Source organism: Halorubrum sp. T3 (assembly GCF_000296615.1).
Lineage (GTDB): Archaea > Halobacteriota > Halobacteria > Halobacteriales > Haloferacaceae > Halorubrum > Halorubrum ruber.
Window position 1 is genome coordinate 40,155 of record NZ_ALWQ01000009.1, and the last position, 23,751, is coordinate 63,905.

Here is a 23,751-nt window from a genome sequence, read left to right on the forward strand (position 1 = left end):
TGTCAGCTTCTAATCACTATCGATAGAACGGTGGGAAATCTAGCCGTGGCGTCGTCCATAGGGTTGTCGGCTATTGTCCGCTTGACCCGCACCTAAAAACGGAGGTATGCGCTCGTACCTTTACAACGATCGGACTGGCCCACTGTCACGGATCATAGATTTCTATTCAGAGTTTCTGCCTACAGTTGTCTTGGTCCCACACTTCGGACAGAACTGCGGATTATCGTACTCAGACAGGTCAAATTCGCAGTTTGAACACGCTTTAGAGGCCCGGGTGTTGGTCCCTATGTGCTCAGGTTTCTCTCTGTACACTTCGGTTCCAGTGCCTTCCAGCGCATAGACGTGGTTGTCGTCAGAATAGTCCGTTGTTCCGATGTAAATGGCCCCATCCACCACTGCCGGTGACGATCTGACCCACCCCCCGGTTTCGAAGGCCCATTGCGTAGTGCCGTCTGAGGCATCAACCGCGTAGAGATTGGCATCGTCACTCCCGATGTAGACCGTGCCATCCACTACTGCCGGTGACGAAGACACACTGAGGTTAGCATCAAAGCGCCACTGCTGGCTCCCAGTAGTCGCATCTAGAGCGTAGACGTGGTTGTCGTCACTCCCGACGTAGACAGTTCCATCCACCACGGCCGGTGATGACCGCACATGGCCATCAGTCTCAAAGGACCACTGTTGAGGCGACCGAGACAACAGTCCTCCCCCGTCCGAATCTAACGCGTAGACGTGGTTGTCATCACTCCCGACGTAGACCATGCCATCCACCACTGCGGGTGACGACCTCACTTTGAAACCAGTCTCGAAGCGCCACCGCTCGCTCCCGGTGGTCGCATCAAGAGCGTAGACGTTGTGGTCATCACTCCCGATATAGACAGTTCCATCCACCACTACCGGTGACGAATCCACCCGGCCGTCAGTCTCGAAGCACCACTGTTGTGTCCCAGTGGATGCATCCAAAGCGTAGACGTTGTAATCCCGACTCCCGATGTAGACAGTCCCATCCACCACTGCCGGCGACGACATCGCGCACCCGTTAGTTCTGCGGCGCCACTGCTGTCTCCCAGTGGTCGCATCAAGCGCGTAGACGTGGTTATCGTCACTCCCGACATAGACAGTGCCATCCACCACTGCCGGTGAGGAGGACACGCCGGCATCAGTCTCGAAGCGCCACTGCTCTGTGCCATCGAGATCGAGAGCGACGATGCCGGTCTTGTTTATGCTAGCATAGACTGTCTGATTCCAGACAGCGACCTCACGCACTGCGTTTTTGAATTGGTTTTGCCACTGGACAACTGGCTCGTCAGTTAGCGGTGGCGCCTGCTGACGTTGTAATCGGTGCGTTGGATTATACATCCGTACGGTCCGGTCAGCCATTGTCACCAGAGAAAGCCTACTCTCACTTCATTCCACCCCGCGGTTGGCCTCGGCTACTCACGCTACCTGCGAGATACGCGCGCTACATTCAACAGCGCTGCGTAATCGAAACAGCCGGACCCCATTGTTTTAACCAACGAACGTGAGCTGTTTGATTAGTTGTTGGTTAAAAGGTCACAGGACCGTCGAAATATCGTAACCGCCGATTCTACCGTGGCTAGCCACGATCAGAAGATCGCCGACAGCGGTAGCCTCGGAGAACCCGCGGTCCAGTTTGACCTCACCCTTGCGGGTGCCAGTCGCTCCGTCTACCACGTCCAGGACAGTGACTCCAGTATTTCCTCGTGTGGCAACAACCGCCTCGCCGGGCAGTGAGGCAATATTGGTGTATCCTTCAGCGGGTGAGGCGTAGCTCCAGCGGCGTTCTCCAGTCGTCGGGTCGACCCGATAGATGTGCTTGTTGTCTTCGACATAGACGTTGCCTGTCGCCGGGGCGGCAACGACATCGCCCGCGACTCCGGTCGGAAGGGTGTGCTGTACCTCACCAGCTGAGGAGATGCGTTTCATCGGATCGCTCCCAGCGTAGATGGCCCCTCCTGGGAGCACGTCGGGGCTTCGAGGCGAATTGGCCCAGCCGCTGACGGCCCAGCGTGTGTCACCGGTCTCCGAGCCTAACTCCGCGAGCTCACCATCAACCGTGTAGAGCACTCCATTTTCTGTCGGTTCCAGTGATCGGCCGATTTGGCTCTCCGTGTCCACCTGCCAGCGCTGCGTCAAGTCCTGGTCAAACGCAACGACACTGTATTTCCAATCATCGTCCGGCCGTTGCCGCTGGACATAGAGGCCGTGCGATGCCGTGACGACTGAGAACGATGAGGGGATGGTCGCCTCGGCCGCAACCGTCCCCGAGTTGACGTCGAGTTCGTCAGCAATCGCTTGGAGGTCTGGCTTCCGGAAGCTGGAGTCATCGGCCGCCTCTGGTGACTCAGCGATGCCGACATGCGCTCGGATGAGTCGGCGCATCTGCGACGTTGACGGTCCTCCCGCCTCGTCGACATCGTACACCGACCAAGCCAACATTCTCACGGCAGCTGCTCGCCGGCGCCACACGGTTTCTGTGTCACCCCTGCTCGATGACGTCGACGACGCGACGGCCTCGCCCTTTCTGAGTCCGCCAGGACTGTAGATGACTCACCGAGCGATGTGGCCGGCTGGACAGGTGTGTACCTCGCGGCCCGCCCCGCTCGCCGCTGCCGCCCTCCGCGTCGCTCCCGAAGGTGGCCGCTACGAGGTACAGTCCGCGTCCGGCAACAGGTACAAAGTCGACGTCACCGACGAATCGTCCTGTCCTGACTGGCAGCAGCGCTCACCTGAAGGCGGCTGTAAGCACCTGCGTCGCGTCGATCACGTAATCAAACGGGGCCATGTGCCCCGACCAGACGGCCGGCTCCCAACGAACCAAGGGTAGATCACCATTTTCTTCGTCGGAATCGGTTTACTCTTACGGGCTAGTGTGGCGGCACACTAGGCTTTTCACGGTCAGCCGCATACCGGGAGGTATGGGCAGCGACAGAATTGACGCCGAAAGCAAGGTGTCTGGAAACCAGGCAAACATCCCTGCCCGAATTCGGCGTGAACTCAATATCGACGATGGTGATCAACTCCGTTGGCATCTCGAAGACGACGGGAGCATCCGGGTCCAAGTGATCCAACAGCAAACGGGCACGTTCGCCGACTTCGACGGCTACGCTGGTGAGGAGCTGACCGATGTAACGAGCGATCACGACGCCTGGGGCGTCGACATCGAGTAAATGCCTCGTGCGCTCATTGATACGACAGTCCTCTTTGCCGCCGCATACCGGCGGGATGGATCCCACGATGCAGCGCTTCCCGTGCTCGAAGGCATCGATAGTGGAACGCTCCCGGAGGCAGTCGTCCTCGACTACGTTCTCGCTGAGACGCTCAACGGTCTCACGACCCATGCCGGCCACGACGCAGCCGTCGATCTGCTCAATCGCATCGAAGAAAACGCCCGTTTCCACATCGACTCACTCACCACCGACGCCCTTGCGACAGGAAAGGCCCTCTTTCGCCAACACGAACCGCTATCCTTCGTGGACGCCTGTATTGTCGCGTATATGTACACCGAGGGGCTCGGCTACCTGTATGCGTTTGACGACGATTTCGACACTATGGAGGATGTCTATCGACTTGAAACAGCAACGAATCCCTACGATCCGAACTGACGCTGGCAGACGCCACGGCTGGTGTCGATGTTCGGTCTCATTGTGGTAGTAGCACTTCGTATTCAGCCGCCAGCTTCTGGAACTCGTCCCACTCTGGTAGCCGATCGCCGTCGACCTCGCCGTGCGTCTCGAGGTAGCGAATCAAGGCGTCGATTTCGTCTTCGAGTCCATACTTCGCCGCTTGCGCTCGGAGGTCCGCGTCGTCGACGTCACCAACGACGAGCAACCCCGTCGGTACGCCGCCCGGGAGATCGACCTGACCGTGACGACGGCTGCCGGCGACCGCGAGTACACGATCACGCCGGCACTCATCGACGCCGTCGGCCGCCGCGAGACGGACGCCGACATCGACACCTACATCGACCGCCACGGCGTCGCCGGCCTCGCGACGGCGCTCACCTACGCCGTCGCTCGGGAGCGCGGCGAAGTGACCCACCGCCTGATGGCCGAGGATCTGGACATCTCGCCGCTAGCTGCGGAGATGATCCTCCAGGCACTCCGCCCCGTCGTCCACGAACATTACGAGATTGAGGAGTCAGGAGCGGGACTCGACGAGTTGGACATCGACGACGACGGCGCTGACGACGCGTGAGCCGGCTCCACATCGCTGACACCGGCCTGTTCGTCGCGATGGGACAACCCTTGAACAGTCAGTACCAGGCTGTTCGCCGATTCGCTCGCCGGAACGACGTCGCCTTCGTTCTACCCGAACGGGTGTACGCGGAGCTGACCATCGACGACCCCGACGTCGAGGAAGTACCGATTGACACCGCGATCGACGAGGGCTGGGCGACCGTTGCGTCACCGCTCGAGTTCTCCGAGCCTGTCGTTTCCCGGGTGATGGACGGTGTCCAACGGTTCATCGCGAACGCCGACGACCGACCCGCCGACGAGGTCGAGCGGGCCGACGCCGCCCTCGCCGCCTTAGCTGCCCAGCACCTCAGTGTGGGGACGGCGACCGAGGTCTATATCTACACGACCGATGTCGCGGCCGGCGAGGGAGCCGAAACCGTGCTCGCGAGCGAGGGCTACGGTGACTCGGTGACGTTCGTGAACGGGTTCCGGTTTATCGAGGACCTGGTCGACGGCGACAGCTGACGCTATTCGGGGTCGAGGCCACGAGCGTCGAGGTCGCCGGTGAGATACTGTTCTCCCGTTCGCGTGATGTCGTAGACGCCGTTGCCGAGGTGGACGAGAAGGCCGTATTTGACCAGCGTCTTGCAGCGTGCATTGATGTGTTGACGGGAGAATCGGACCCGATCGCTGTCCGCCATCTCCTTCGGGGTGTCGGGGCCGGCTTCAGAGAGATGCTCTAGAATGCGGTCATCGGCGCGAGACATCCAGTCGGCGTCAAAGCGCATAATCGCTTGTGGTTGCGCCGACGCTATCCCGAACGCGCTAAGTCAAGTAGCAAAGCTCTGCGCTTCTGTGGTTGACTCCTAGCGTTTTAAACGCCTGCCACCCTAACCTCCGAGCGTTCAGATGCATTCCCCTCCATCGGACAGTTCGGGCGGACCGAATGACCTTCTCGTCGAGATAATTGAGACGCTGGAGACGTGTGGACTCGAGGACGATTCCTACCAGCTCCACGATTACGTCGACCCCGATGCGCTCGAACAGGTGATCGCCTCCGCCGATGAGAACATCACCGTTCAGTTCACTGTCGAGGGGATCCCACTCGATGTATCACCGGACGGTGTGGACGTCATCGTCGAGGACGAATCGCAGTCCGTCGGCGAATAACGACGTGCGGGTCCGAGATAGGGATCGTTCCTGAAAGCCCTCGGCCGCTCGACGTCCCGCGACCACCGCTGCGCGCCTCGTCCCTGCGGTGCTTGCGGGGTCCGGGGACGGCCGAGGCGGCCTCGCCCTTTCTGAGTCCGCCAAGACAGTGGATGGCCCACCGAGCGACGTAGCCGGCTGAACGGGTGCGTACGTAACGGCCCGCCCCGCTCGCCGCTGCCGCCCTCCGCGTCGCTCGCGACCGACCATTCCGGGCGTGCGGGCGCTCTCCGCACCGCCCGCGCCCGTTCCGGGCTAAAGTGAATCTGGTCTCGACGCCAGCGGGTAAGCGCGAGGGGTTGCGCGGCGTAGCTGCTCACCCCTCACGCTTTCTCCGCTGGTCGCTCGCTCCGGGCGGGTCGGCGCGCGGCGCTGGTTGTGTCCCTCCGTGCGGGCGCGCTCTCGCTCGCGCCCGGGAGGGCGCTCGCGAAGGCGCGAGCGAGAGCGCGCAGATGGTTCTGTCGGTCGTTGTCGTCGGAAAACCGCGATGTAGGAGCATCGCGGTGTCGGCGCGTGAGCGCCTTCGTCGGAAATCACCTTGTGAGTGATTCCAATGTCCAGTAACAACGCTAGCGGAAAGGTCGTTTCGGTCGATGAACAGGCATTCGAGAAAGCGGGCGAGCAGGCGGTCGATGAAGACGGCTTCCCGGTCGTCGACGAGACGCCGGAGTTCGAGGCCGCGGTCAAACAGGAGACGCAGGCCAAGGTGGATGCAAACCACCCGGACGGGATCGCGGACACGAGCGAGGACCGGATTCACGGCGTCACCCTCGAACAGGAAGAGCGCATTCGGGCGCGGGAAGCCGAACTGGAGCGCATCAGTGCCCAAGCCGAGCTGGGAACGCAGGACGGTCGGGAGCAGCGCACGCGAGAGGTCGCCGCGCAAGGGAGCGCGAAGCGCCGGCGGGAGTTCCAGAGGCGGGCCGCAAGCGTGGACCCGATGGCCGACCCCGAACGAGAGGATCCCCGAGCGGAGCTCTCCCAGGATGAACTGGCGAAAGTGAACACGGAGGCAGACCGACTCGCGACGCGGTTGGATGGCTGGTCGCGTGCGGCGATCAGTCGACGGCTGGCCGAAGCAGTCGTCGACGGCACGGACATGACGAGTGCGGTTGTGCGGGTGTTCGAGGAGTTGCAGACGGCCCCCGGGAGCACTGTGCCCATCGACGCCCTCGAAGATGTCGATCGCAAAGAGGTGAGTGTTGAAGGGCAAATCGAGGTGCTCTGGGACAGTGACTCACCAGCCATCGCTCAAGTTGGCCTCATCGCAGACGAAAGTGGGCAAACGAAGGTAACGATCTGGGAGAAATCAAATGCCCCCTGGGTCGAAGAGGGTGAACGGGTGCGCATCCACGGAGCAGCGAGAAATTGGTACGAAGGACGCGTCTCACTGGCCGTCACTGGCTGGTCGACCCTTCATTTCCCAGAGCGCGGTCGGTGGTGGGAAGCATAGCCAGTCGGAGCTTCTTTTTTTGCTGTGTGCCGGACCGACCCAGACCCCGCCGCCCCACCCTCCGCTCCGTGCTCGCTTCGCTGCGCGCGCAGCCACGACCTCAAGACTCGGTCTGAGATTTATCCCTGAAACCGGGGGAAACGGTGCGCGACCGGGCGTGTTTGTCCGACCCCACGAGGGGTGCGGGCGTGCCCAACGCTCGGATCTACGCATGAAAGTCAAAGGAGACTACACGTGCGACATCTGTGGCGAATCGTTCGAAACGAACGTCGAGATTGCCGGCCACATGGCAGGCCACAAGCGGTCAATCACACCGGACCACATCATCGAGGAACTCAGACGCGTCGCCGAGCAAAAAGGCCGAACGCCGATGCAACCCGAGGTTGAGGAAGAGACAGAGTTCACAGCTGGTGCCGTCCAATCAACGTTTGGCAGTTGGGAAGAAGGACTACACGAGGCGGGGCTTGAACCACTCGACCATTCCTACTCAGAAACGGAGGTAATCGACGAGTTACAGCGCGTGGCCGAGATGCTCGGTCACTCTCCGTCAGTATCGGAAATGAAGGCACATGGGGAAGTATCTCCAGCGGTGGTGAAACGGCGATTCGGATCGTGGAATACCGGCCTCGACGCTGCAGGGCTGTCGACAACGAAATCGGCCAAGGTTACACCGAAAGAAGTACTCACGGCAATTCAGGCGCTCGCAGAGGACCTTGGGCGGCCACCGACCGCCTACGAAATGGATGAACAAGGAGAGTACGCAACGAAAGTCGCTCAGCGGCGATTCGGTAGTTGGAACGCTGCACTTCAGGAGGCAGGTTTTGACCCACATACGCGGCGAAATATCCCGGAAGAGGAGTTACTGACGGAGCTCACTCGGCTCCGCGATGAACTGGGGTATGTCCCCTCAACTGTGGATATGAGAGAACACGGAGAGATCACGATCTATCCGTACATCCGACGATATGGATCATGGAAGCGGGCTGTGGAGGCAGCCGGGATGGAATATCGCGGCCATCCGAGCGGCCCAGATCATCCCACTTGGAAGGGCGGCTACGGAGACATTTCGTACGGCCCGAACTGGTACCGACAGCGCAAGCGTGCGCTGGAACGGGATGGCTTCGAGTGCCAGATGCCGGGCTGTTCGATTGACCGCGAGACCCACCGGGAACGCTGGAACCGTGACCTGAACGTCCACCACATTACGCCGCTTGGCGCATTCATCGACGCGGAGGGAGTTCTGGACTACGAACGGTCGAACCGGCTTGAGAACCTGATCACGCTCTGTCAGCGCCACCATACGATGTGGGAGGAGTTCGCTCCGCTCCAGCCGGATCTTCGCTAACCGCGTCCGGTGGTGTTTATCGCCCCCAGCGATGGGTGGCGGGGACACCCCCTATCCCGTCTCACTATGACCGACAACACGACACTCACAGCCCGTGATCGGCTTCGCATTCACCTCCGCGAAGCCCGCCGCACGACCAACTCGCCGTTCGTGGAAGCACAGTTAGAGGCCGCCCTGGACGCCTGGGACGACCTGCCGCCGACACCCCTGCGGGAGTGTCCCGTCTGCGGGAAGGTCGGTCTCCCGGAGCGGCTTCAGCAACACACGTGTAAGTCAAAGCGATAGAAGACAGCTAATCGTTGGACACGTCTCCGTTCGGTAATCCAAAAGAATAGTCATATTACATTCCAATTCTGATCCACATGTGTGTGCCGTGGTACTCGTAAACTGAGGTGTGACCCGTGTTAGTTGCAGCTGGGATCACCGCCTTTGGGCTCCTGTTAGTCGGAATCATCTCTCAGCTTTTCGGGTACCGACTAGGCGGCACGATCGCCATTCCCGTGCTGGCAGTCTATACCCTCAAAAACATCTGGATGCTGCCGATCTTCGTGCTAAGTACTATCCTCGCGTACCTCGGTCTGTGGATCGTAAAACAACGGACGCTGCTCTATGGTCGGGATGAACTACTCGTCGCGATGGGGATCGGGAGCGGCGTTCCACTACTACTGCTCGTGGGGTTCGGATCGTTATTCCCGGAGTCACTCCGGTCGGTTGTGTTTATTGGGAGTATTTTGCCCGGCCTTGCAGCGTACAACTACCACCAACTCAAACCAGAGTACCGAATCTACGACCTGCTCACGGCAGCGGGACTCTACGCTGGGCTGGTAGCCTGTGGGTGGCTGCTCATCACGCCCGAGCTGGCGACGACACTGGGGGAGGTGACACCGCCAGCGCTCTACACGACGACGACCGACGTGGCAGTGTACAAGAACGCAGCGCTCCAGACCGAACTGGAGCCGACAATCTTGGCTCGACCCGTCGCAGTGGGGCTCTTCGTGCTCGGACTCTTCGTCTCTGAACGCGTCCGTGGGCGCTACGGGCTCCGGATGGGCCTGATCGCTCTCCCGCTCCTGGCGATCTATGCACTCGCGAGCAAATGGCTTGTCCTACTGTACGTAGTGATGCTCGCCCTCTCGTTCGGCTTCCTCTCGCTTGTCCATTACGTCACGCTCCTATATGGACGCGTCTTGATTTCGACCACCACGGCGTTCGCGCTCATCGCAGCGGTCCCCATCACGCTGCTGCTCCCGATCACACGGGGACTATCGGCGTATTTCGTTGCGATTCTCGCGGGGATCGGCGCGTATAATTGGCACACTGCTCCGGGGCCGAAACGCAGGCTCTTCATCCCGTTACAGCTTGGCACCTTCGCGGTAATGTTGCCGCTCGCGCGAGCGACGGGTCGCATCCTTCCACGGGGATTCCCTCAGCAGTTTGCGGTTCCACAACTCGCTACGAGTGTGCTCGTCGCGGTCGTCTGTCTGGCGATTGTCGAGTATTACACCGTCTACCAGCCGTCGCACGACGACGTGTTCGAGTCGTCGATCCTCTCGGGCGGTGATCAAGAATGAACGAACAGGGGATGTTCGAAGTGGTGCGGAGTGAGGAAGGATGGCATTGGCGGCTTAGTGACGCCGACGTGTGTCTAGCGATCGGGACAGACCGATATGACACGCCACAAGCGGCACGGCAACGAATCGATCGTGTTCGTGACGCCGCGGCAGAACTCGAATCGTTCGAGCCCGACGAGTTCGAATACGTCGATACACCGTCAGACGGCGAGACACCGAAGCTTCGGGTGCGAGGTGACGAGTCACTCGAAATCTTCGAATGGACGCTCGAAGCCGATGGTGAGACACTCGCCGTTCCGAACTTTACCTACACCGAGCGAGCTACCGCTCGCGAAGCAATGCGGCGGTTTCGCCATCTCGCAACGGGAGCAATTCCGGTGTATCTGGTCGGTATCGAGGACGAAGCTGTCGAATATGACCCGTTCGAGGTTGGGATGTCGACCGTGCGTGGAGCGTTATCACTGTTGGCTCGCGGGCGGGAACACCGACAATTTCTTCAGAATATCGACACACGAATTGTGGTTTCAGGCATTCGCGGGAAGTCCTCAACGGTCAAGCGTCTCGATGACGTATTCCGGCGGCGAGGGTACGATACACTCACGAAAATTACTGGTAACCATCCACTGCTGATTCGCAACGGGGACGTCATCCCTATCGAACGGACGGGGCCGTACACGACACTATACGAAAATATCAACGTCTTGCGCGAGTTCGGCCCACAGCTTGAGTCATACACACCAGAGGACGTTGGTATCTTCGAGAATCAGGGAATTACCGAGTATACGACTCGCCTGATCAACAAACGATTCATCAAGCCCCACGTCGTCGTCATCGCGAACGTCCGGCAGGACCATCAGGATACGCTAGGCAAGACCGTCCGTGACCTCGCTCGGGCGTTCGCCCGGACAATTCCCCCAGGCACGAAGGTTGTCAATGGCGAGCAGAACCCAGTCCTTGCCGAATATATGCGCGAAGAGATCGAACAGCAGGGCGGTGAGATGCGACAGGTCACAATCCCGGACGATCAGCAGGGCCGGATCGGAGCCGAAACCGTCTACGCCGTTAATGACGTACTGCGATGGCTGGACATGGAGCCGGTACCGGAAGAACAGCTGAACGCGTATCTGGACGCCATCCAGCCAAGCTGGATTCGGCTCCCAAATGGACGTATATTCAATGGCGCCGAAATCAACGATATTGAGAGTACGGAGGCAATTCGGCAGTCGTTGGCTGGTAATACTCACGTCTTGCCGTTCGTCTACCTCCGGGCCGACCGTCGGAGCCGAACCGCTTCGTTCGCCAAGTACCTAAATACACTAGCCGAACGCGACTTGATTGAGCGAGCGCGTGCTGGTGGCGCGTTCACGGGAGTGTTTGCTTCGAATGTCGATGTCCCGGTGACCGAACATGATCGAGACGAAGACGCCGGTGAGGTACTTGACGATATGCTCGAAGAAGGCTATCCCGTATTAACGATGGGGAACACAGTCGATGACTTCATGCGAGATTTAGAAGACGAAATCACAACGCGAGCGACGAAAGTCGCTATTGAGGAAGCCGACTGAGAGTTTCCGGGATTCTATTGTGCCTCTCGGAATAAAATAACAGACCGCTGTGCTCTGTTGAATCCGATGACGGCACGGGGAGTACGATCTCTGAAGGCACGGTTATCTCGCTCTCCGTCGTCAAGGAGTTGGATCGATTTATACAGAGATCTTGATCTTCTTCCTCTCTGCCAAGAGTCTATCTCTGAATTCTCTTGGCAGCGCTCCTAGACCGAGTACAGAGTGGCCCTATCCCGCCGCCTTCTGCGGATTCAACGGAGCAGAACACAGTAAGATTCGACCGTTGGTTCCCTGTCGAGATCTGATAACGAAGAACGCCTCCGACACATCGTTGAAGTCAAATATGTAGAGAAGACAAACAAACTAAGTTGAATAGAAGAGGGTACTTGGGACTTTCAGCCGCTGGAATGACCTCTCTTGCTGGATGTTCTCACCGACTTCGGAAAATAGTCTCAGATAGCGATAGCGTCAAGACGGCGGCTACCGGGACCGTCACCACAGGGAGCGATCCGCTAACAAACGCGTCGGTGACCGCTTATCGGAACGGCAGCGAAATCACACAAACTACCACCGATGTTGATGGGTCATACGATATTTCTCTCGGCGGCTTCCCAGCTTGGGTTCGCTTCGACCACCCAGAGTACAATTCAGTTACGAGAGCACTCTCACCAGGATCGACGAGGAACGTCACACTAAAATCGGGAGAGGGAGCAGTCAGCTTAGCGTTCGGTGGAGACGCGATGTTTGGACGGCGGTACTACGAACCAAGAGACGATCCGCTTCGATTTTACTATCGGTTACAACCGGGTGACCGCCGTGATTCTCATGACCGACTACTCAATTCGGTCTCGCCGCTCCTCGAAGACGCAGATATTACATCAATAAACCTTGAGACGCCGCTAACGACATCAGAATGGCGACACCCGTCGAAGGCGTTTGTTTTCACCAGCCATCCAGTCGCTGCAGCGGCGATGGCTGATGCCGGCATCGATTACGCGGCACTTGCGAACACACATGCCTTCGATGCTCTCACACCGGGGCTCGAAGAGACAATAACAGCTCTCGATGAGGCCGAGGTTGCTCACTCCGGTGCCGGTTTAGAGCCCTCCACCGCTATCTCCCCGGCCGTTCTCGAACGTGATGGGGTAACCGTTGGCTTCGTTTCAGTAACGACGACAGCGGGCAGACAGTATGACCGCAACTGGGCGGCTGATGAGACGACTGCGACGTACACAGTCAACCGTGACGGCGAAACGCTCAGGGTCCAGGATCGTGCGGGAGTCGCTGAAGCGACGCCCGAGACGATCCGTGCCGGCGTACAGGCTGCGACCGAACGTGCGGATGTAGTCGTGACACAGATTCACGGCGGCGAGGAATACCAACGGACGCCTACACAGGAACTTCAAGATCTGGCTGATACCGCGATCGCTGCTGGCTCAGACTTAGTAGTAAACCATCACCCACACGTGTCGGGAGGGCTTGAGACGCGTGACGGCGCGTTGATCGCGTGGTCGATGGGTAACCTCTTTTTTGACCAAAACTTGTGGACCACATATCGATCGTTCGTCCTACAGGTGACTGTAACTCAGAACGGAGTACAGTCGGCACGAGCGGAACCGATCCTCATTGAAGGATACGCTCCACGGGGCGTGACCGGACCACTCCGAAACAGGCTGACATGGGAACTCGCCGGACTCTCAGACAGTTCGTTCACGATCGCTGATGATACACTAACCTACCAGCCTAGTGTCGAACGCCCCCCACGAGAACAATTAACGCTCGATGGTGGAATCCAACGCAGAGTGCGTGGGTGGATCACTGACTCTGATGACTCAGTACAGGTCGGTCGTGAACGATTCATTACCGGGTCGTTCGATGATCACGACGTTGACAGCGACGCGTACGAGGGAACCTTGTGGCGCTACGGCCGTGAATCACGTAGCAGTGATCAACCGATTGGCCAGAATGATTCTGGCGGGATCGAACTTGTCCGTGTTCGAGCAAACGAGAATCGAGCATTACTGTCACCATGGAACCGTCTGCCGGTTTCCAATAAGGAGTTCACACTATCAGGAACATACCGAACGAACGCGGAGGGAGAGCTACGCCTACTAGTCTCGTGGTACGACGATACATCTGGGAGTTCGTTCCAATCACAGGAAATGCCGCTGGCGCCAACAGAGCGTGAATGGGCTAATTTCTCAGTTGAATTAGAGCGTCCTGTCGATGCCACACATATCGATGTTTTCCTGTTCTTGAGTCCGCCTGACGGTGTCAATGTCCTGCGGGCAGCGTTTGACTCGTTAAGTCTCGTTGAATGGGAACCGGCTGATGTCAAAGGCGGCAGGCAGTTCGATACTATCCGAGGTCCATCGGGGGCAACCATCCACACAATCCCGGTTGGCGGCGAGGTGCGCTGGCAGTGATCGTCGCCGTCATCGTCACCGCGTTCGGGCTCCTCGCAGTGGCAGGATTGACACAGGTATACGGGTACCGACTTGGCGGTACAATTGCGATACCAATTCTCGCAGTGTACACCCTCAAAAGCTTTGTAATGTTCCCAATTTACGTTCTTAGTAGTGCCGTCGCGTATCTTGGACTCGGGCTGTTGAAGAATAAGACATTGATTTACGGCCGGGATGAACTGATCTACGCAATCTTAATTGGGAGCCTGATACCGGTCACAATCTTCCTGACATTCGGCTTTCTCATCCAAGATCTCTTCCAGACAGTTGTGTTTATCGGGAGTATTCTGCCTGGCCTTGCCGCATACAACTATCACCAGCTTGATGACGAGACCCGTTATTGGGATCTACTGACTGCGGCGGTGGTGTTCGTATGTTTGTTCGGGCTTGGCTGGTTCCTTGTCTCGGCAGAGTTCGCACCCACCCTTGCGACTGCCGCCCCCATTACGCTCTACTCCCGTACAGCAGATGTGGCAACCTGGAAAGGTGTCGCCGTCAGTGAGCCCCTGTCGCCGGTCATCCTCCCTCGGCTTGTAACCGTGTTGTTGTTCGCGGTTGGAATGCTCTTGTCAGAGCGTGTCCGTGAGCGGTACGACATCCGAATTGGAGTTGTTTCGGTGGCACTGCTTGCGATCTTTTCGCTCGCTGACCGCCGACTCGTCTTTCTATACATTTGTCTCCTCGTTATTTCATATATTGCTGTACAACTGGTTCATCGTTCGTCGTTGTTGTACGGGCGTGTGCTCGTCGGCATTGGCGCAGCGTTTGGCATCGTCGCAGCCATACCGTTATCGATTGAACTGGGGATTACACGTGGTCTTTCAGCGTTCTTTGTCGGTATCTTAGCGGGGGTAAACGCGTACAACATTCACGTCGCAGAGCCGGCTAGTCGACGGCTGTTCGTCCCCCTTCAGTTTGGATCGTTCGTCTTCTTGCTGTGCTTGACCCGACTCACCGGAGCAGTCCTTCCAAGGGGATTTCCCCGCCAATTTGGTCTCACTGAGATAATAGTCGGCCTGAGCATCGTCGCCGTGTGCTTCGGATATGTTGAGTGGCGAACGATCCGAAAACCCGACGAAGAGGAAATTTCTGAGCGGTCTATTCTGAATCAGCCTGATAATAGCCAAGATGCTGCCGCACTCAACAATGAAACGTCACGAGAGATAGATACATGACCCGTGATAGCCGGTTCGAGGTGTACGATACCTCAGCGGGGTGGCGATGGAGATTGCGAACCAACAGTCTCGTTTTAACCCAGTCTACAGAGACGTTTTCTTCACCCGAACAGGCTCGCGCGGCAGTTAATCACGTCCGGGCAGCGGCATCTGTCATCGAAGATCTGCCGGAGCAACAGTTCAATGGCACTCCGGCGAGTGACCAGGTTACTGATGTACAGTGTATGACCGTCAATAATGGCGGCCAGTACGAGTGGGTGCTTGTTGATGGTGACAATGTACTTGCGCGGTCGACCAAGGCATACGAGGCCAAATCCGATGGTGTGACGGCAGCTAAGTCATTCTGTTCGGTTGCCAGCGTTACAGAAACCGCGTTCCTCCTTCGAAACCAGAACCAACAGTCATCAGCGTTTGATGTCGGCTCAACCTCTGTACTAGCGGCGCTTCGTTCCCTAGTTACGCTCCCAATTCGGGGATTCAAACACCGTCGGACGATCCAGAAGATAGACACACGGATAGTTGTCTCTGGCATTCGTGGGAAATCTTCGACTAGTCGCCGACTTGACGACGTGTTCAGGCGACGGGGATATGACACATTAACAAAAATTACTGGGAATCAACCCCACCTAATCCACAACGGTGGTGTAGTCCCGTTGAACCGCGAAGGACCCAGAACAACCCTATATGAGAATATCAATGTTTTTCGAGAGTACGTCCCCAAGCTCGCGAAATATTCCCCAGAAGATGTCGCAATTTTTGAGAATCAAGGAATTACGGAGTATACAACACGTTTGATTAATGAATCATTCCTAGACCCCCACGTTATTGTCCTGACTAATATTCGGCGTGACCATCAAGACACGCTTGGCGAAACCCGAGCCGAAATCGCACGGTCGTTTGCCAAATCAGTTCCACCTAATACCCACATCGTGTGCGGTGAACAGCATCCGGTCATCTATGAGTATCTGGAACGTGAGATCACGGCCACGGGGGCGACGATCGAACAAGTAGCAATCCCACAAGAGCACGAGGGGCTACTTGGGGCGGAGACAGCTCACGCGGTGAACCACACTCTTACGGCTGTTGGTGAATCTCCTGTTCCTTCGGATGAGATCCAAGCGTATCTCGAGGAGATTCAGCCCGCATGGACTACTGTCCCGAACGGGCTCATTTTTAATGCAGCGGAGGTGAACGACGTCGAGAGTACTGAAGCGGTTAGACAAGCTCTTGAGAACTCTGATCGTATTACACCATTTGTATTCTTGCGGCCAGACCGACGCGGTCGAACTGCCTCCTTCGTTTCGTACTTCGATCACCTTGCTGACCAGGGGATCATCGACGCTGGATACGTGATGGGTAGTGACAGTTCCGTATTCGCGAAAGAAACGAAGTGCGAGGTCACGGAGATAGACGTTGACGCCGATCCAGAAGCTGTGTTAGACCGGCTGCTCCATCACGATCGGCCCGTGATACTTATGGGGAACACTGTTGACGAGTTCATGCGAGAGATCGATTCAGAAATCGACTCGCGAGCACAGGGCAGATCGGGGGTTGAAAGGCCAGATGAAGTCCCAGTTTCGTAGTTCTCACGCGATTTTTTCATAGCCACCTATTGTGTCTTAATGACTCGCAGCGTTTCTCCCCTTCCCCACTGTTTCCCGGTAAATGACCGAGTGTTTGTACCACAAAAGTACTGGTTCACCTCGAAATGCAGGCGGACCGAGAGCTGCTACTCGCTCGCTCCTGCGGCGTTGGAACCGACCGCTGGCGCTCAAAAATCTACACTGATGAGTGCGTCTCTAGAGTCGGCCGCACCCTCAACAGTGGTAGTCAAGCTGTGGATCCTTAGTCCCCTTCGGAGTCAACGGTAAATACATCGGCTCTATTAGTCGGGTACACTACGGTGACCCAAGCACCTCATTCTGAGCCACTATCAAGCTGAATCGGGGTCGGTACTCGATACCGTTTATTTGCCCCTCAATGGGTGAGGGGCTCGCTGTACTGGAGGGTTCCCGAAACACGGTGAAATGATGGCAACCAGAGACATCTACGGAACTGGCTTCGACGAAGACATCCGAACGGAATCGAGTGCGAACCAGTGTCCCGAGTGCGACGGACACGTCACTACGAAGGTCAAGGAAACGGTCTGTGAGGACTGTGGACTCGTTATCGAGGAACAACGTATCGATCACGGGCCAGAGTGGCGAGCGTACGATGCGGACGAGCGCGAGCGAACAGGCGCACCGCTGACTGCGGCCCGCCATGATCGAGGCCTCTCGACGGAGATCGGCCACGGAACCGATGTACACGGGAACGAACTCTCAGGGCAGAAGCGCCGGCGGCTGGCCCGGATGCGACGTGAGCAGACCCGTGGTCGCTGGCGGTCGAAAGCGGGACGGAATCTCGCCCACGGATTGGGCGAAGTACGTCGGTTGGCGAGTGCGTTCGAACTCTCCGAGTCGATTCGTGACCAGGCGTGCCAGCTCTTTCGGAGCGCTCAGACCGAGGATCTGCTTCGTGGCAGATCTATCGAAGCCATCGGTGCAGCGAGCATCTATGGAACCTGTCGATGTAACCAACACCCGCTCCTCCTCGAGGATGTCGTCGACGCCGCCCGAGTTGAGTCCACGCGTGTCACCAACGCCTACCGAACACTGAATCGCGAGTTGGAGCTGCCGATACCACCAATGCGCCCGACGTCGTTCATTCCGCGGCTGATCTCGGAGCTGGGGTTGGACCACGACATTCGCCGACGCGCGAACGAACTCGCAGAACGCGCCGAGGGGACAACCCTCACGAACGGCTGTCAGCCATCGGGTGTCGCGGCCGCTTGCGTCTATCTGGCCGCTCAAGAGCGGGGTGCGTTGATCACCCAATCCACCGTTGCATCGACAGCGGAGGTGTCAGTCGTGACGCTCCGAAGCCGGCGGGACGAACTCCAAGCGATCTGAAACGCTTCCGGTAGAGGAGTACCCACATACAAGCAGAGAGTCTACTAGGGGGTATGGATCTGGAAGAGACTGTCGAGTATCTGTCGACAGAACTCGATATCGAGCGGAGTGAGCACGTTCGCGAGGTCGGTCAAGCAGTCGCTGAGCTCCGGGACTGACTCCGTCTCAGGCGAGCAGATTTATTCCATCGTCGCCGAATCCGTCCCCGCGTTTGCTCGCCCTTGAATTTAAATACCAAACCGGGGGAAACGCGGAGCGAATCGATGTCTAACCGCAACTCAGACCGAGACGCGTTCCAACCTGTTGGAGAAGGTGCTCTCGTGCCGGATCCGGAGCTGGATAAACCAGTAGATGGCCAGCTAACCCGTCAGCGCGAAGCCTCGCATTCGGGTGGGTATCCGGACGGACCAATCGACACAGACCAGACCTGTGACTCCTGTGGCGCATCGATCCCGGCGTCGCAAGGAAAATGCCGGTTCTGTCTCGAACACGGACTCGACGCCGCGTCAGCGTCGGATGCTGCGAGTTCCGAGCAGACACTCCGTGGTGTGATCCACTTCCTCGTCGAATCCGGGACGTTCTACGGCGCCGTGGCAAAGGGAGCAGCCGCAGCGACACTTCTCACATCAACCCACGACGAGCCCGTCGACGACTGTACGCTCATCTACGATCTCGACGACGAGCCCGCACCCCAGTTAACCGAGCACTGGCCCACGCTCCCCGCTGCTGTCGAGGCGACCTCAGCGGCCGGCGACGCGTTGCTAACAGCGGCCCGCGAGCGGATAGCGAGGGAAGAGGACGGGAGGAGCGAGCGCCCTCAGATGGAGATACCACGCGTCTATGACGAGCGTGGCCAGGGAGTCGGTGATGAGTCGTCCCTCAATCACACTCTTGACGGCGGCGACCAGCTGTGGATCGTTCCAGCAATCGCTGTGGAAACAGTACCCCGCGAAACGGAATCCACCAGTGACGGAGCCGAGATTCCGACCGTTACAACCCTCGAGTGCCAGCACTGTACGAGAGATACAGAGCATCGATTCAGTACACGCGAGTCGATCCCCGACGAGACCTGGACAGGCCAACCAATCTGGGAGTGCCAGGTGTGTGGCATAGGTCGCTACGGGCCTGCCCCAGAATAGGGCAGGAAGATTGACGATTAACCAACATACCCTGCTTGGGATGGATCTTGTTGGTTAACACGGCGAGTCCCCTCAAGACCGACGACAGTCACGGTGGGGTGTCTGTGCGCGCCAGCAAGTGGTGAGGCGCTTCCGATGAATCAACAAGTAGAACAGGGCTACCGGATGCATCGTGTACTCAGCAATCTCAGCCGGCTCGACGTCGATCGGTTAGACGACGCGGATCAAGAGCGAGTCGAGACTGCGAGAGACCTCCTGGAAAACGTGAGTCTCCTCACACAACCAGAGGACGAAAACTGGGCAGACGCCCCAACAGACTCCTAACCGATGTCGCCGTCCACGCCAGGGGTACTTCCAGGGTCGGTTTATCGCCCCCAAGAGGAGTGCGGGGCTTCCCCGCGAGTCCAGACATGGCGACACTACAAGCTGCGACGACGTCGACCGGTGCAATCGTATCGGATCCACAGGCAGTCCGCGAGCTCTGTGAGAGCTACTGCTTTGGGACGCTCGACTGGGAGGTGACCGAAGACGGAGAGCTCACCATCTGGGGGTACGACGACTTCGAGGTGTACGAGGCGCGGGAGAACGGCCTCCCGGACTACGAAGGCGGGATCGTGACCCACGAATTCCTGCGAGAACTCGCCGACCACCTCGAAGCCGACGAAGAGTTCGATATCCAGACGGCGGGGTTCACCAAGTGCCGCTTCCCCGTGCTGGCAAAGCGGTACGTCGTTCGCGACGGCGAAGTCCTCCACGCGGACCTCAGTTCCCCCGACCCGATCGACGAGTAGCGTTGTTCGTCCCCCGGGAGGGGTGCGGGGCGGTCCAGTCGCGGTCGCCCCGTGAGGTGATTGCTCGATGGGACACCGCGCACTCGTTGCGTATGAACGCACAGACGGACAGTACACGCTCCACTACAGCCATTGGGGCGCAGCCAACCTGAAGCTCAAGCACCGAATCTCGGCTGAGTCGCCATTCGGTGGCGACGACACCGACTCCAAGTGGGCGAAACAGCTCCTCGCAGAGCTTGCCGATGGCCTCGAGGCAGAAGCCGTCGACGGCTACCTCGCTGACGAGGATCGACCGTCGACGGTCGTCGAGCCGAAGCCCCGTGCCACCGGGCTCACCCTCGACGAGATCGTCGCTGACCACCTCGACTACCTCCACCACGAGGCGTTCTTCGTGGTGTCGACGACGTTCGAGGTGACCGCCTATCGGACGCTGTGGTTCGGCCTGCAGTACGACTCGGAGACGGTCGAACAGGGAGAGACGGTCGGGAACGGCGCGCTCGCGACGGTGCGCTGGTACGACGGCGAGCCGGTCGGCGACGGCCACCTGCAGGGACAGTTCGCGGCCCTCAAAGACGTCGTCGGCGATATGCTCGACAAAGGCGTCTTCACGCCGTCGACGGCGAGGCAGTACCTGAAACGGAAACTGGCCGAGCGAGTCGGAGACCGACAGGAGCTGCTCATTCCGACCGGTGAGTCTCCCTTCGAGAAGGCGAGCCTGAACCACTCCTAGGTCGATCTGCTTCGTGGCAACTGCTGTTTTTCAGGGGTCGGAATGGGTGAGCCCCGCCGTAGGCTCGTGATAGGGCGCGTGGCACTCCCACCAGTTCGTCGGACAGGAAACCCGAAGAGACAACCAACTGCCCTTAGGTTAGCGTGGGAAGCCACCGACAACAGTCGTGGGGGATGTTACTTCTGAGCCGGGGAGGCAGGGTTTCAACAAAAGCCTCTCGGCCACAACCATTCGTCACTGGAGAGTGTTCCTAAGTGCCCCAAACTCGAGAGGCATAGCAGGCAACTCGCGGCTGGGCTTCCGTTCCTCTTCGAGATTGACGGCGAAGGCAAGGTAGATGAGTGCTGCTCGGGTTTTCCGCAGCATCGTGACTGCTTTCGTCTCGAATTCGTCTCGTGCCATCTTCGTCGCTAATTCATCCGTAAAATGGCCCGCTGGTCGCTCCGTTGTCTCCCACGCCGTGAGTTTCACATACCGGTGCTCGACACCATTCCGCAGTTCAGTAAGCTCTCGGCCCGCCAAATCCAGCGAGTTCTCTATCCGTAGCGAATCATCTCGCAGGTCCTTACTCAACCAGTACAGCCCTCGAAGCGGTAGGTTCGCCCGGCCTGAAAATTTCTCTTGCAGAGTACTCCCGTGCCGGTTCTGGAACCAGATGTCGGTAAATGAGACGTCCTCCGTATCGCGGCCGCATTCGAAATAGTAGTTGATGAACTGCGCGATCTTATCGAACAGAGAGTACGCTGTCCGGAGCGCAATCTTCAGCTGCTCACCATACACTGAGTGAACGGGGTAATCCAGCGTATTCGTCAGAGAGACCTCCTTATCTGCGAAGTGCGGGCCGTCAGGGTGACTCCCCTGGTACAGCAAATACCTGGCAGTCACGTACTCCTCGACCAAGTGATTCCATAATCCAAGACAGGTCACGATTCGTTCCGTCCGAGCGTCCAGTAGCTGGCCAAGATGGAGTGTATCTTGAGCAGCAATCGGCTCGTCCGTTACATCGTTCAGCGTGTTTAGAAAGAGACGATGCCGGAGACCCCACCGTCGATACGCTCGCTCCTCGTCGCTGTCCCCGAGGTCACTCTCCTCGAAGTCAAGAATCTCATCAGACGGGGGTGAAGACTTGAACTCGGCTGTGATTCGGGTTTGATACCGGTCGAACTGCTGGAGCGTTTTCTCGGGCGAGAGGCCTACGAGGCGGTCCATCTTTGCCTTCTCTATTTCATCGTACGCTTTTTTCAGCAATACCGCACGATGCCCCTCGTCGTAGTCATGCCTCCCGTACGTGTAGAAGCCGATGCCGCGTTGACCCCGGGCAGGGAAGAAGTACGGTTGGCGGATTAACGCCTCATTCCAGAAGTCGAACGCCTCGACGAACCGCCCGATGGTCGAATACAGATTCCCTAGGTTCGTGAACGACCGCCATTGTTCTAGTGGCGAGAGTTCGTCTACGGTATCTTCCTGAATTGCGAGGCGATAGTGCCGGATAGCGTGTTCCCGGTCGGTGTTCTCCCAGAGCCATTCGTCGCCCCGGTCGGCCTCCAAGGACATCCGGTTCGAATATGCTGTGCCGAGCCGGTAGTTCAACATTCCGCGGAGCTCGGCATCAAGCGAGGACGGGTCCAGGTCTTTGGCGAGGTCAATCCCTGCGGAGATCGCGATTCGACTGTCGATGTCGGCGCCGTGGTCAACGAGCCAGCCGATAACCCTAAGCTGATTGCGAGAAGAGAGATTCTCGACTGACTCGACCATTTTCAGGCGGTCGATGACCTCCTCCCGATATTCGGGAAGCAGATCTTGGAGTGACCGGACCTCTAAAGCTGTCAGACGAGACGTTTGCTCTGCTTCCACGGTTAACGGTCGAGAGCAGGGTGGCGGTTTATTCGATACATGTGCTCCGGGTTCGCTGTTTCGAGGGGGATATCCATTTCAGTCAATACAATTGCATAATACTGTCGTGCGATTTTGTATTAGTACTGCTGCAATTCACATCGTAGAGGATGTGAAGTCTGATAGAGTTACGTAGCTACCTACTAAAGACCAGATTAATATTACTTCCTTATCAATTTGTCTCGTAGCAACTGCTGTTTTTCAGGGGCAGGAAGGACCGAGCCCCGCCGTAGGCTCGTGATTTGATGACCGATGAAACAGCTGATGATTTCTTCGACGACTGCGAGTTGGACCCCGAGGCGATCCTCGGGACACACACCTTCGGAGGCGTCCTGTTCACCGACGAGACGGAAACACCGGTGAACGTGCTCACCGGCGAGACACCGGCACATTCGCAAGCAACCGTCGAGGAAGCGAAAGAGTTCGCTGCGAGTATCGACACGGAGACGCCACAAATCGCGCTCCCCGCATCCGTCGAGTCGCAGGTCGAAACACAGAGCAAGCCCTACACGGCGGCCGCGTTCTTCCACTTCAAGGCGACAGGCTCGCTCGAACGCCACCGTGCTTACCACGCCGCCTACGAGTCGGACGCGTTCGCGGTCGACTTCGAGGCCGACTACGCGTCGGGCGACCTGACCATCACTGTCGAACGAGCGGACGAATCCTGAGAATCCGCCGTCACGAGGAGAGTTTTTCGAGCGCCGGCAATGGGTGCCGGCGCAGCTGGAGCGAGCAACGATTCCCGGTGCGTCGGCGTTTCGAGGTGTTCGAGATGCATATGGTGATTTACGCACTGGTAGAGGCATCGACGCACGACGACGCGCTGGCCACCGGAAAGACGGTGTTCGACCGACTGGTCGGCGCGGACCCACACGCCGGCGCCGTCTTCGATTACTATGTGACCTTCGACGAGGAGGACACGTCCGTTGCGGGGAAGGCACGATGGGGGGAGTTGCCGACGGCAGCCCCCGTCGACTCCGATGACGGCCAGGACCTGCTCGAGCGTGGCTGGGAGGCGACGAAGGAGGAATTCGAGCGTAATCTCGACCGGGTGAAGGAGGCCATCGACGAGCTCTCCGACGGGGAGATCATGCGCGACGAGGACCTCGCCCGGCACGCCTTCCACCAGGTCGGTGCGTACGACGGCCCGACGATCTTCCTGTACACCGAACACGGAACCGGCATTCGCCACCGTGGACAGTTGGACCGACTCCTCGAGGAGAGTGAAGAGCTCTGGATCGTGCCCGCTGACGTCCACTTCTGAA

22 protein-coding genes and 3 pseudogenes are annotated in these 23,751 nt (G+C 58.4%); 20 read left to right on the forward strand and 5 right to left on the reverse strand.

What is annotated here, in order from left to right; genetic code table 11:
- Nucleotides 1-162 precede the first annotated feature (162 nt).
- Together B378_RS16095 and B378_RS16590 are read right to left on the reverse strand one after the other, a co-directional pair.
- Nucleotides 163-1,380 (reverse strand): PQQ-binding-like beta-propeller repeat protein, encoded by a 1,218-nt coding sequence (locus B378_RS16095; protein ID WP_082224198.1) that lies wholly within the window; start codon nt 1,378-1,380, stop codon nt 163-165.
- A gap of 174 nt (nt 1,381-1,554) precedes the next feature.
- Nucleotides 1,555-2,403, reverse strand: a complete 849-nt coding sequence (locus B378_RS16590) for a PQQ-binding-like beta-propeller repeat protein (RefSeq protein ID WP_237738308.1) — start codon at nt 2,401-2,403, stop codon at nt 1,555-1,557.
- Nucleotides 2,404-2,653: 250 nt separating this feature from the next.
- Between B378_RS16590 and B378_RS17220 the strand changes: the two are divergent.
- The 3 genes and pseudogenes from B378_RS17220 to B378_RS0101560 all read left to right on the forward strand — a co-directional run.
- Nucleotides 2,654-2,848, forward strand: a pseudogene (locus B378_RS17220) (hypothetical protein); the annotation flags it as partial.
- Nucleotides 2,849-2,939: 91 nt separating this feature from the next.
- Nucleotides 2,940-3,191 (forward strand): AbrB/MazE/SpoVT family DNA-binding domain-containing protein, encoded by a 252-nt coding sequence (locus B378_RS0101555; RefSeq protein ID WP_017342070.1) that lies wholly within the window; start codon nt 2,940-2,942, stop codon nt 3,189-3,191.
- A complete protein-coding gene (locus B378_RS0101560) occupies nt 3,192-3,626 on the forward strand; it encodes a PIN domain-containing protein (protein WP_017342071.1) in 435 nt (144 codons plus the stop codon). It begins immediately after the preceding gene.
- A 37-nt stretch (nt 3,627-3,663) separates the two neighbouring features.
- On the opposite strand, the pseudogene B378_RS17225 reads toward B378_RS0101560, so the two are convergent.
- Nucleotides 3,664-3,837 (reverse strand): annotated as a pseudogene (locus B378_RS17225) (transcriptional regulator TrmB); the annotation flags it as partial.
- Here B378_RS17225 and B378_RS15680 point away from each other — a divergent pair.
- Nucleotides 3,826-4,218, forward strand: a pseudogene (locus tag B378_RS15680) (ArsR family transcriptional regulator); the annotation flags it as partial. The pseudogenes B378_RS17225 and B378_RS15680 sit on opposite strands and share 12 nt — an antisense overlap.
- The gene (locus B378_RS0101570) at nt 4,215-4,724 is read left to right on the forward strand and encodes a hypothetical protein (protein ID WP_017342073.1); all 510 of its coding nucleotides are present in this window, start codon (nt 4,215-4,217) and stop codon (nt 4,722-4,724) included. The pseudogene B378_RS15680 and the gene B378_RS0101570, both read left to right, overlap by 4 nt.
- Nucleotides 4,725-4,726: 2 nt before the next feature.
- Here B378_RS0101570 and B378_RS0101575 read toward each other — a convergent pair whose 3' ends face one another.
- The gene (locus B378_RS0101575; RefSeq protein WP_017342074.1) at nt 4,727-4,987 is read right to left on the reverse strand and encodes a helix-turn-helix domain-containing protein; all 261 of its coding nucleotides are present in this window, start codon (nt 4,985-4,987) and stop codon (nt 4,727-4,729) included.
- Between the two features lie 121 nt (nt 4,988-5,108).
- Between B378_RS0101575 and B378_RS0101580 the strand changes: the two genes are divergently transcribed.
- From B378_RS0101580 to B378_RS0101625, 13 genes are all read left to right on the forward strand, one after another.
- A complete protein-coding gene (locus B378_RS0101580) occupies nt 5,109-5,369 on the forward strand; it encodes a HalOD1 output domain-containing protein (protein WP_017342075.1) in 261 nt (86 codons plus the stop codon).
- Nucleotides 5,370-5,961: 592 nt separating this feature from the next.
- Nucleotides 5,962-6,861, forward strand: coding sequence for a DNA-binding protein (locus B378_RS0101585; protein ID WP_017342076.1), 900 nt, complete (start codon nt 5,962-5,964; stop codon nt 6,859-6,861).
- Nucleotides 6,862-7,072: 211 nt separating this feature from the next.
- Nucleotides 7,073-8,206 (forward strand): homing endonuclease associated repeat-containing protein, encoded by a 1,134-nt coding sequence (locus B378_RS16600; protein WP_155118165.1) that lies wholly within the window; start codon nt 7,073-7,075, stop codon nt 8,204-8,206.
- Between the two features lie 401 nt (nt 8,207-8,607).
- Entirely contained in the window at nt 8,608-9,777 is a 1,170-nt protein-coding gene (locus B378_RS0101595) for a poly-gamma-glutamate biosynthesis protein PgsC/CapC (RefSeq protein ID WP_017342079.1), read from the forward strand.
- Complete coding sequence (locus B378_RS15685; RefSeq protein ID WP_026046120.1) at nt 9,774-11,342, forward strand: Mur ligase; 1,569 nt, start codon at nt 9,774-9,776, stop codon at nt 11,340-11,342. Before B378_RS0101595 ends, B378_RS15685 begins: the two co-directional genes overlap by 4 nt.
- 368 nt (nt 11,343-11,710) lie before the next feature.
- A complete protein-coding gene (locus B378_RS16120) occupies nt 11,711-13,768 on the forward strand; it encodes a CapA family protein (protein WP_082224202.1) in 2,058 nt (685 codons plus the stop codon).
- Nucleotides 13,765-14,982, forward strand: a complete 1,218-nt coding sequence (locus B378_RS0101605) for a poly-gamma-glutamate biosynthesis protein PgsC/CapC (RefSeq protein WP_026046121.1) — start codon at nt 13,765-13,767, stop codon at nt 14,980-14,982. The genes B378_RS16120 and B378_RS0101605 overlap by 4 nt, the downstream gene beginning before the upstream one ends.
- 224 nt (nt 14,983-15,206) lie before the next feature.
- Entirely contained in the window at nt 15,207-16,565 is a 1,359-nt protein-coding gene (locus B378_RS16125; protein ID WP_237738309.1) for a hypothetical protein, read from the forward strand.
- A 447-nt stretch (nt 16,566-17,012) separates the two neighbouring features.
- On the forward strand, nt 17,013-17,933 hold the full coding sequence (locus B378_RS16130; RefSeq protein ID WP_082224210.1) for a transcription initiation factor IIB family protein: 921 nt from the start codon (nt 17,013-17,015) through the stop codon (nt 17,931-17,933).
- A gap of 263 nt (nt 17,934-18,196) precedes the next feature.
- Nucleotides 18,197-19,072: a hypothetical protein gene (locus B378_RS0101615; RefSeq protein WP_026046122.1), complete on the forward strand. Its 876-nt coding sequence runs from the start codon at nt 18,197-18,199 to the stop codon at nt 19,070-19,072.
- Nucleotides 19,073-19,207: 135 nt separating this feature from the next.
- Nucleotides 19,208-19,396: a hypothetical protein gene (locus B378_RS17230; protein ID WP_082224204.1), complete on the forward strand. Its 189-nt coding sequence runs from the start codon at nt 19,208-19,210 to the stop codon at nt 19,394-19,396.
- A gap of 86 nt (nt 19,397-19,482) precedes the next feature.
- A complete protein-coding gene (locus B378_RS0101620) occupies nt 19,483-19,863 on the forward strand; it encodes a hypothetical protein (protein WP_026046123.1) in 381 nt (126 codons plus the stop codon).
- 67 nt (nt 19,864-19,930) lie between these two features.
- Nucleotides 19,931-20,593, forward strand: coding sequence for a DUF6735 family protein (locus B378_RS0101625; RefSeq protein ID WP_017342086.1), 663 nt, complete (start codon nt 19,931-19,933; stop codon nt 20,591-20,593).
- Nucleotides 20,594-20,827: 234 nt separating this feature from the next.
- Here B378_RS0101625 and B378_RS0101630 read toward each other — a convergent pair whose 3' ends face one another.
- Complete coding sequence (locus B378_RS0101630; RefSeq protein WP_017342087.1) at nt 20,828-22,447, reverse strand: LA2681 family HEPN domain-containing protein; 1,620 nt, start codon at nt 22,445-22,447, stop codon at nt 20,828-20,830.
- Between the two features lie 284 nt (nt 22,448-22,731).
- Here B378_RS0101630 and B378_RS0101635 point away from each other — a divergent pair, with 284 nt between their 5' ends.
- On the forward strand, nt 22,732-23,154 hold the full coding sequence (locus B378_RS0101635; protein WP_017342088.1) for a hypothetical protein: 423 nt from the start codon (nt 22,732-22,734) through the stop codon (nt 23,152-23,154).
- A gap of 104 nt (nt 23,155-23,258) precedes the next feature.
- Nucleotides 23,259-23,750: a hypothetical protein gene (locus B378_RS0101640; RefSeq protein ID WP_026046124.1), complete on the forward strand. Its 492-nt coding sequence runs from the start codon at nt 23,259-23,261 to the stop codon at nt 23,748-23,750.
- Nucleotide 23,751 lies beyond the last annotated feature (1 nt).

Bases quoted from the DNA above. Each gene is read 5' to 3' on its own strand.
- B378_RS0101585 (WP_017342076.1), top strand. From the start codon at position 5,962: ATGTCCAGTAACAACGCTAGCGGAAAGGTCGTTTCGGTCGATGAACAG.
- B378_RS0101620 (WP_026046123.1), top strand. From the start codon at position 19,483: ATGGCGACACTACAAGCTGCGACGACGTCGACCGGTGCAATCGTATCG.
- B378_RS0101575 (WP_017342074.1), bottom strand. From the start codon at position 4,987: ATGCGCTTTGACGCCGACTGGATGTCTCGCGCCGATGACCGCATTCTA.
- B378_RS0101635 (WP_017342088.1), top strand. From the start codon at position 22,732: ATGACCGATGAAACAGCTGATGATTTCTTCGACGACTGCGAGTTGGAC.
- B378_RS16095 (WP_082224198.1), bottom strand. From the start codon at position 1,380: ATGGCTGACCGGACCGTACGGATGTATAATCCAACGCACCGATTACAA.
- B378_RS0101640 (WP_026046124.1), top strand. From the start codon at position 23,259: ATGCATATGGTGATTTACGCACTGGTAGAGGCATCGACGCACGACGAC.
- B378_RS16600 (WP_155118165.1), top strand. From the start codon at position 7,073: ATGAAAGTCAAAGGAGACTACACGTGCGACATCTGTGGCGAATCGTTC.
- B378_RS0101625 (WP_017342086.1), top strand. From the start codon at position 19,931: ATGGGACACCGCGCACTCGTTGCGTATGAACGCACAGACGGACAGTAC.
- B378_RS16130 (WP_082224210.1), top strand. From the start codon at position 17,013: ATGGCAACCAGAGACATCTACGGAACTGGCTTCGACGAAGACATCCGA.
- B378_RS0101555 (WP_017342070.1), top strand. From the start codon at position 2,940: ATGGGCAGCGACAGAATTGACGCCGAAAGCAAGGTGTCTGGAAACCAG.
- B378_RS16125 (WP_237738309.1), top strand. From the start codon at position 15,207: ATGACCGTCAATAATGGCGGCCAGTACGAGTGGGTGCTTGTTGATGGT.
- B378_RS16590 (WP_237738308.1), bottom strand. From the start codon at position 2,403: ATGCGCCGACTCATCCGAGCGCATGTCGGCATCGCTGAGTCACCAGAG.
- B378_RS0101560 (WP_017342071.1), top strand. From the start codon at position 3,192: ATGCCTCGTGCGCTCATTGATACGACAGTCCTCTTTGCCGCCGCATAC.
- B378_RS17230 (WP_082224204.1), top strand. From the start codon at position 19,208: ATGAATCAACAAGTAGAACAGGGCTACCGGATGCATCGTGTACTCAGC.
- B378_RS0101580 (WP_017342075.1), top strand. From the start codon at position 5,109: ATGCATTCCCCTCCATCGGACAGTTCGGGCGGACCGAATGACCTTCTC.
- B378_RS0101615 (WP_026046122.1), top strand. From the start codon at position 18,197: ATGTCTAACCGCAACTCAGACCGAGACGCGTTCCAACCTGTTGGAGAA.
- B378_RS15685 (WP_026046120.1), top strand. From the start codon at position 9,774: ATGAACGAACAGGGGATGTTCGAAGTGGTGCGGAGTGAGGAAGGATGG.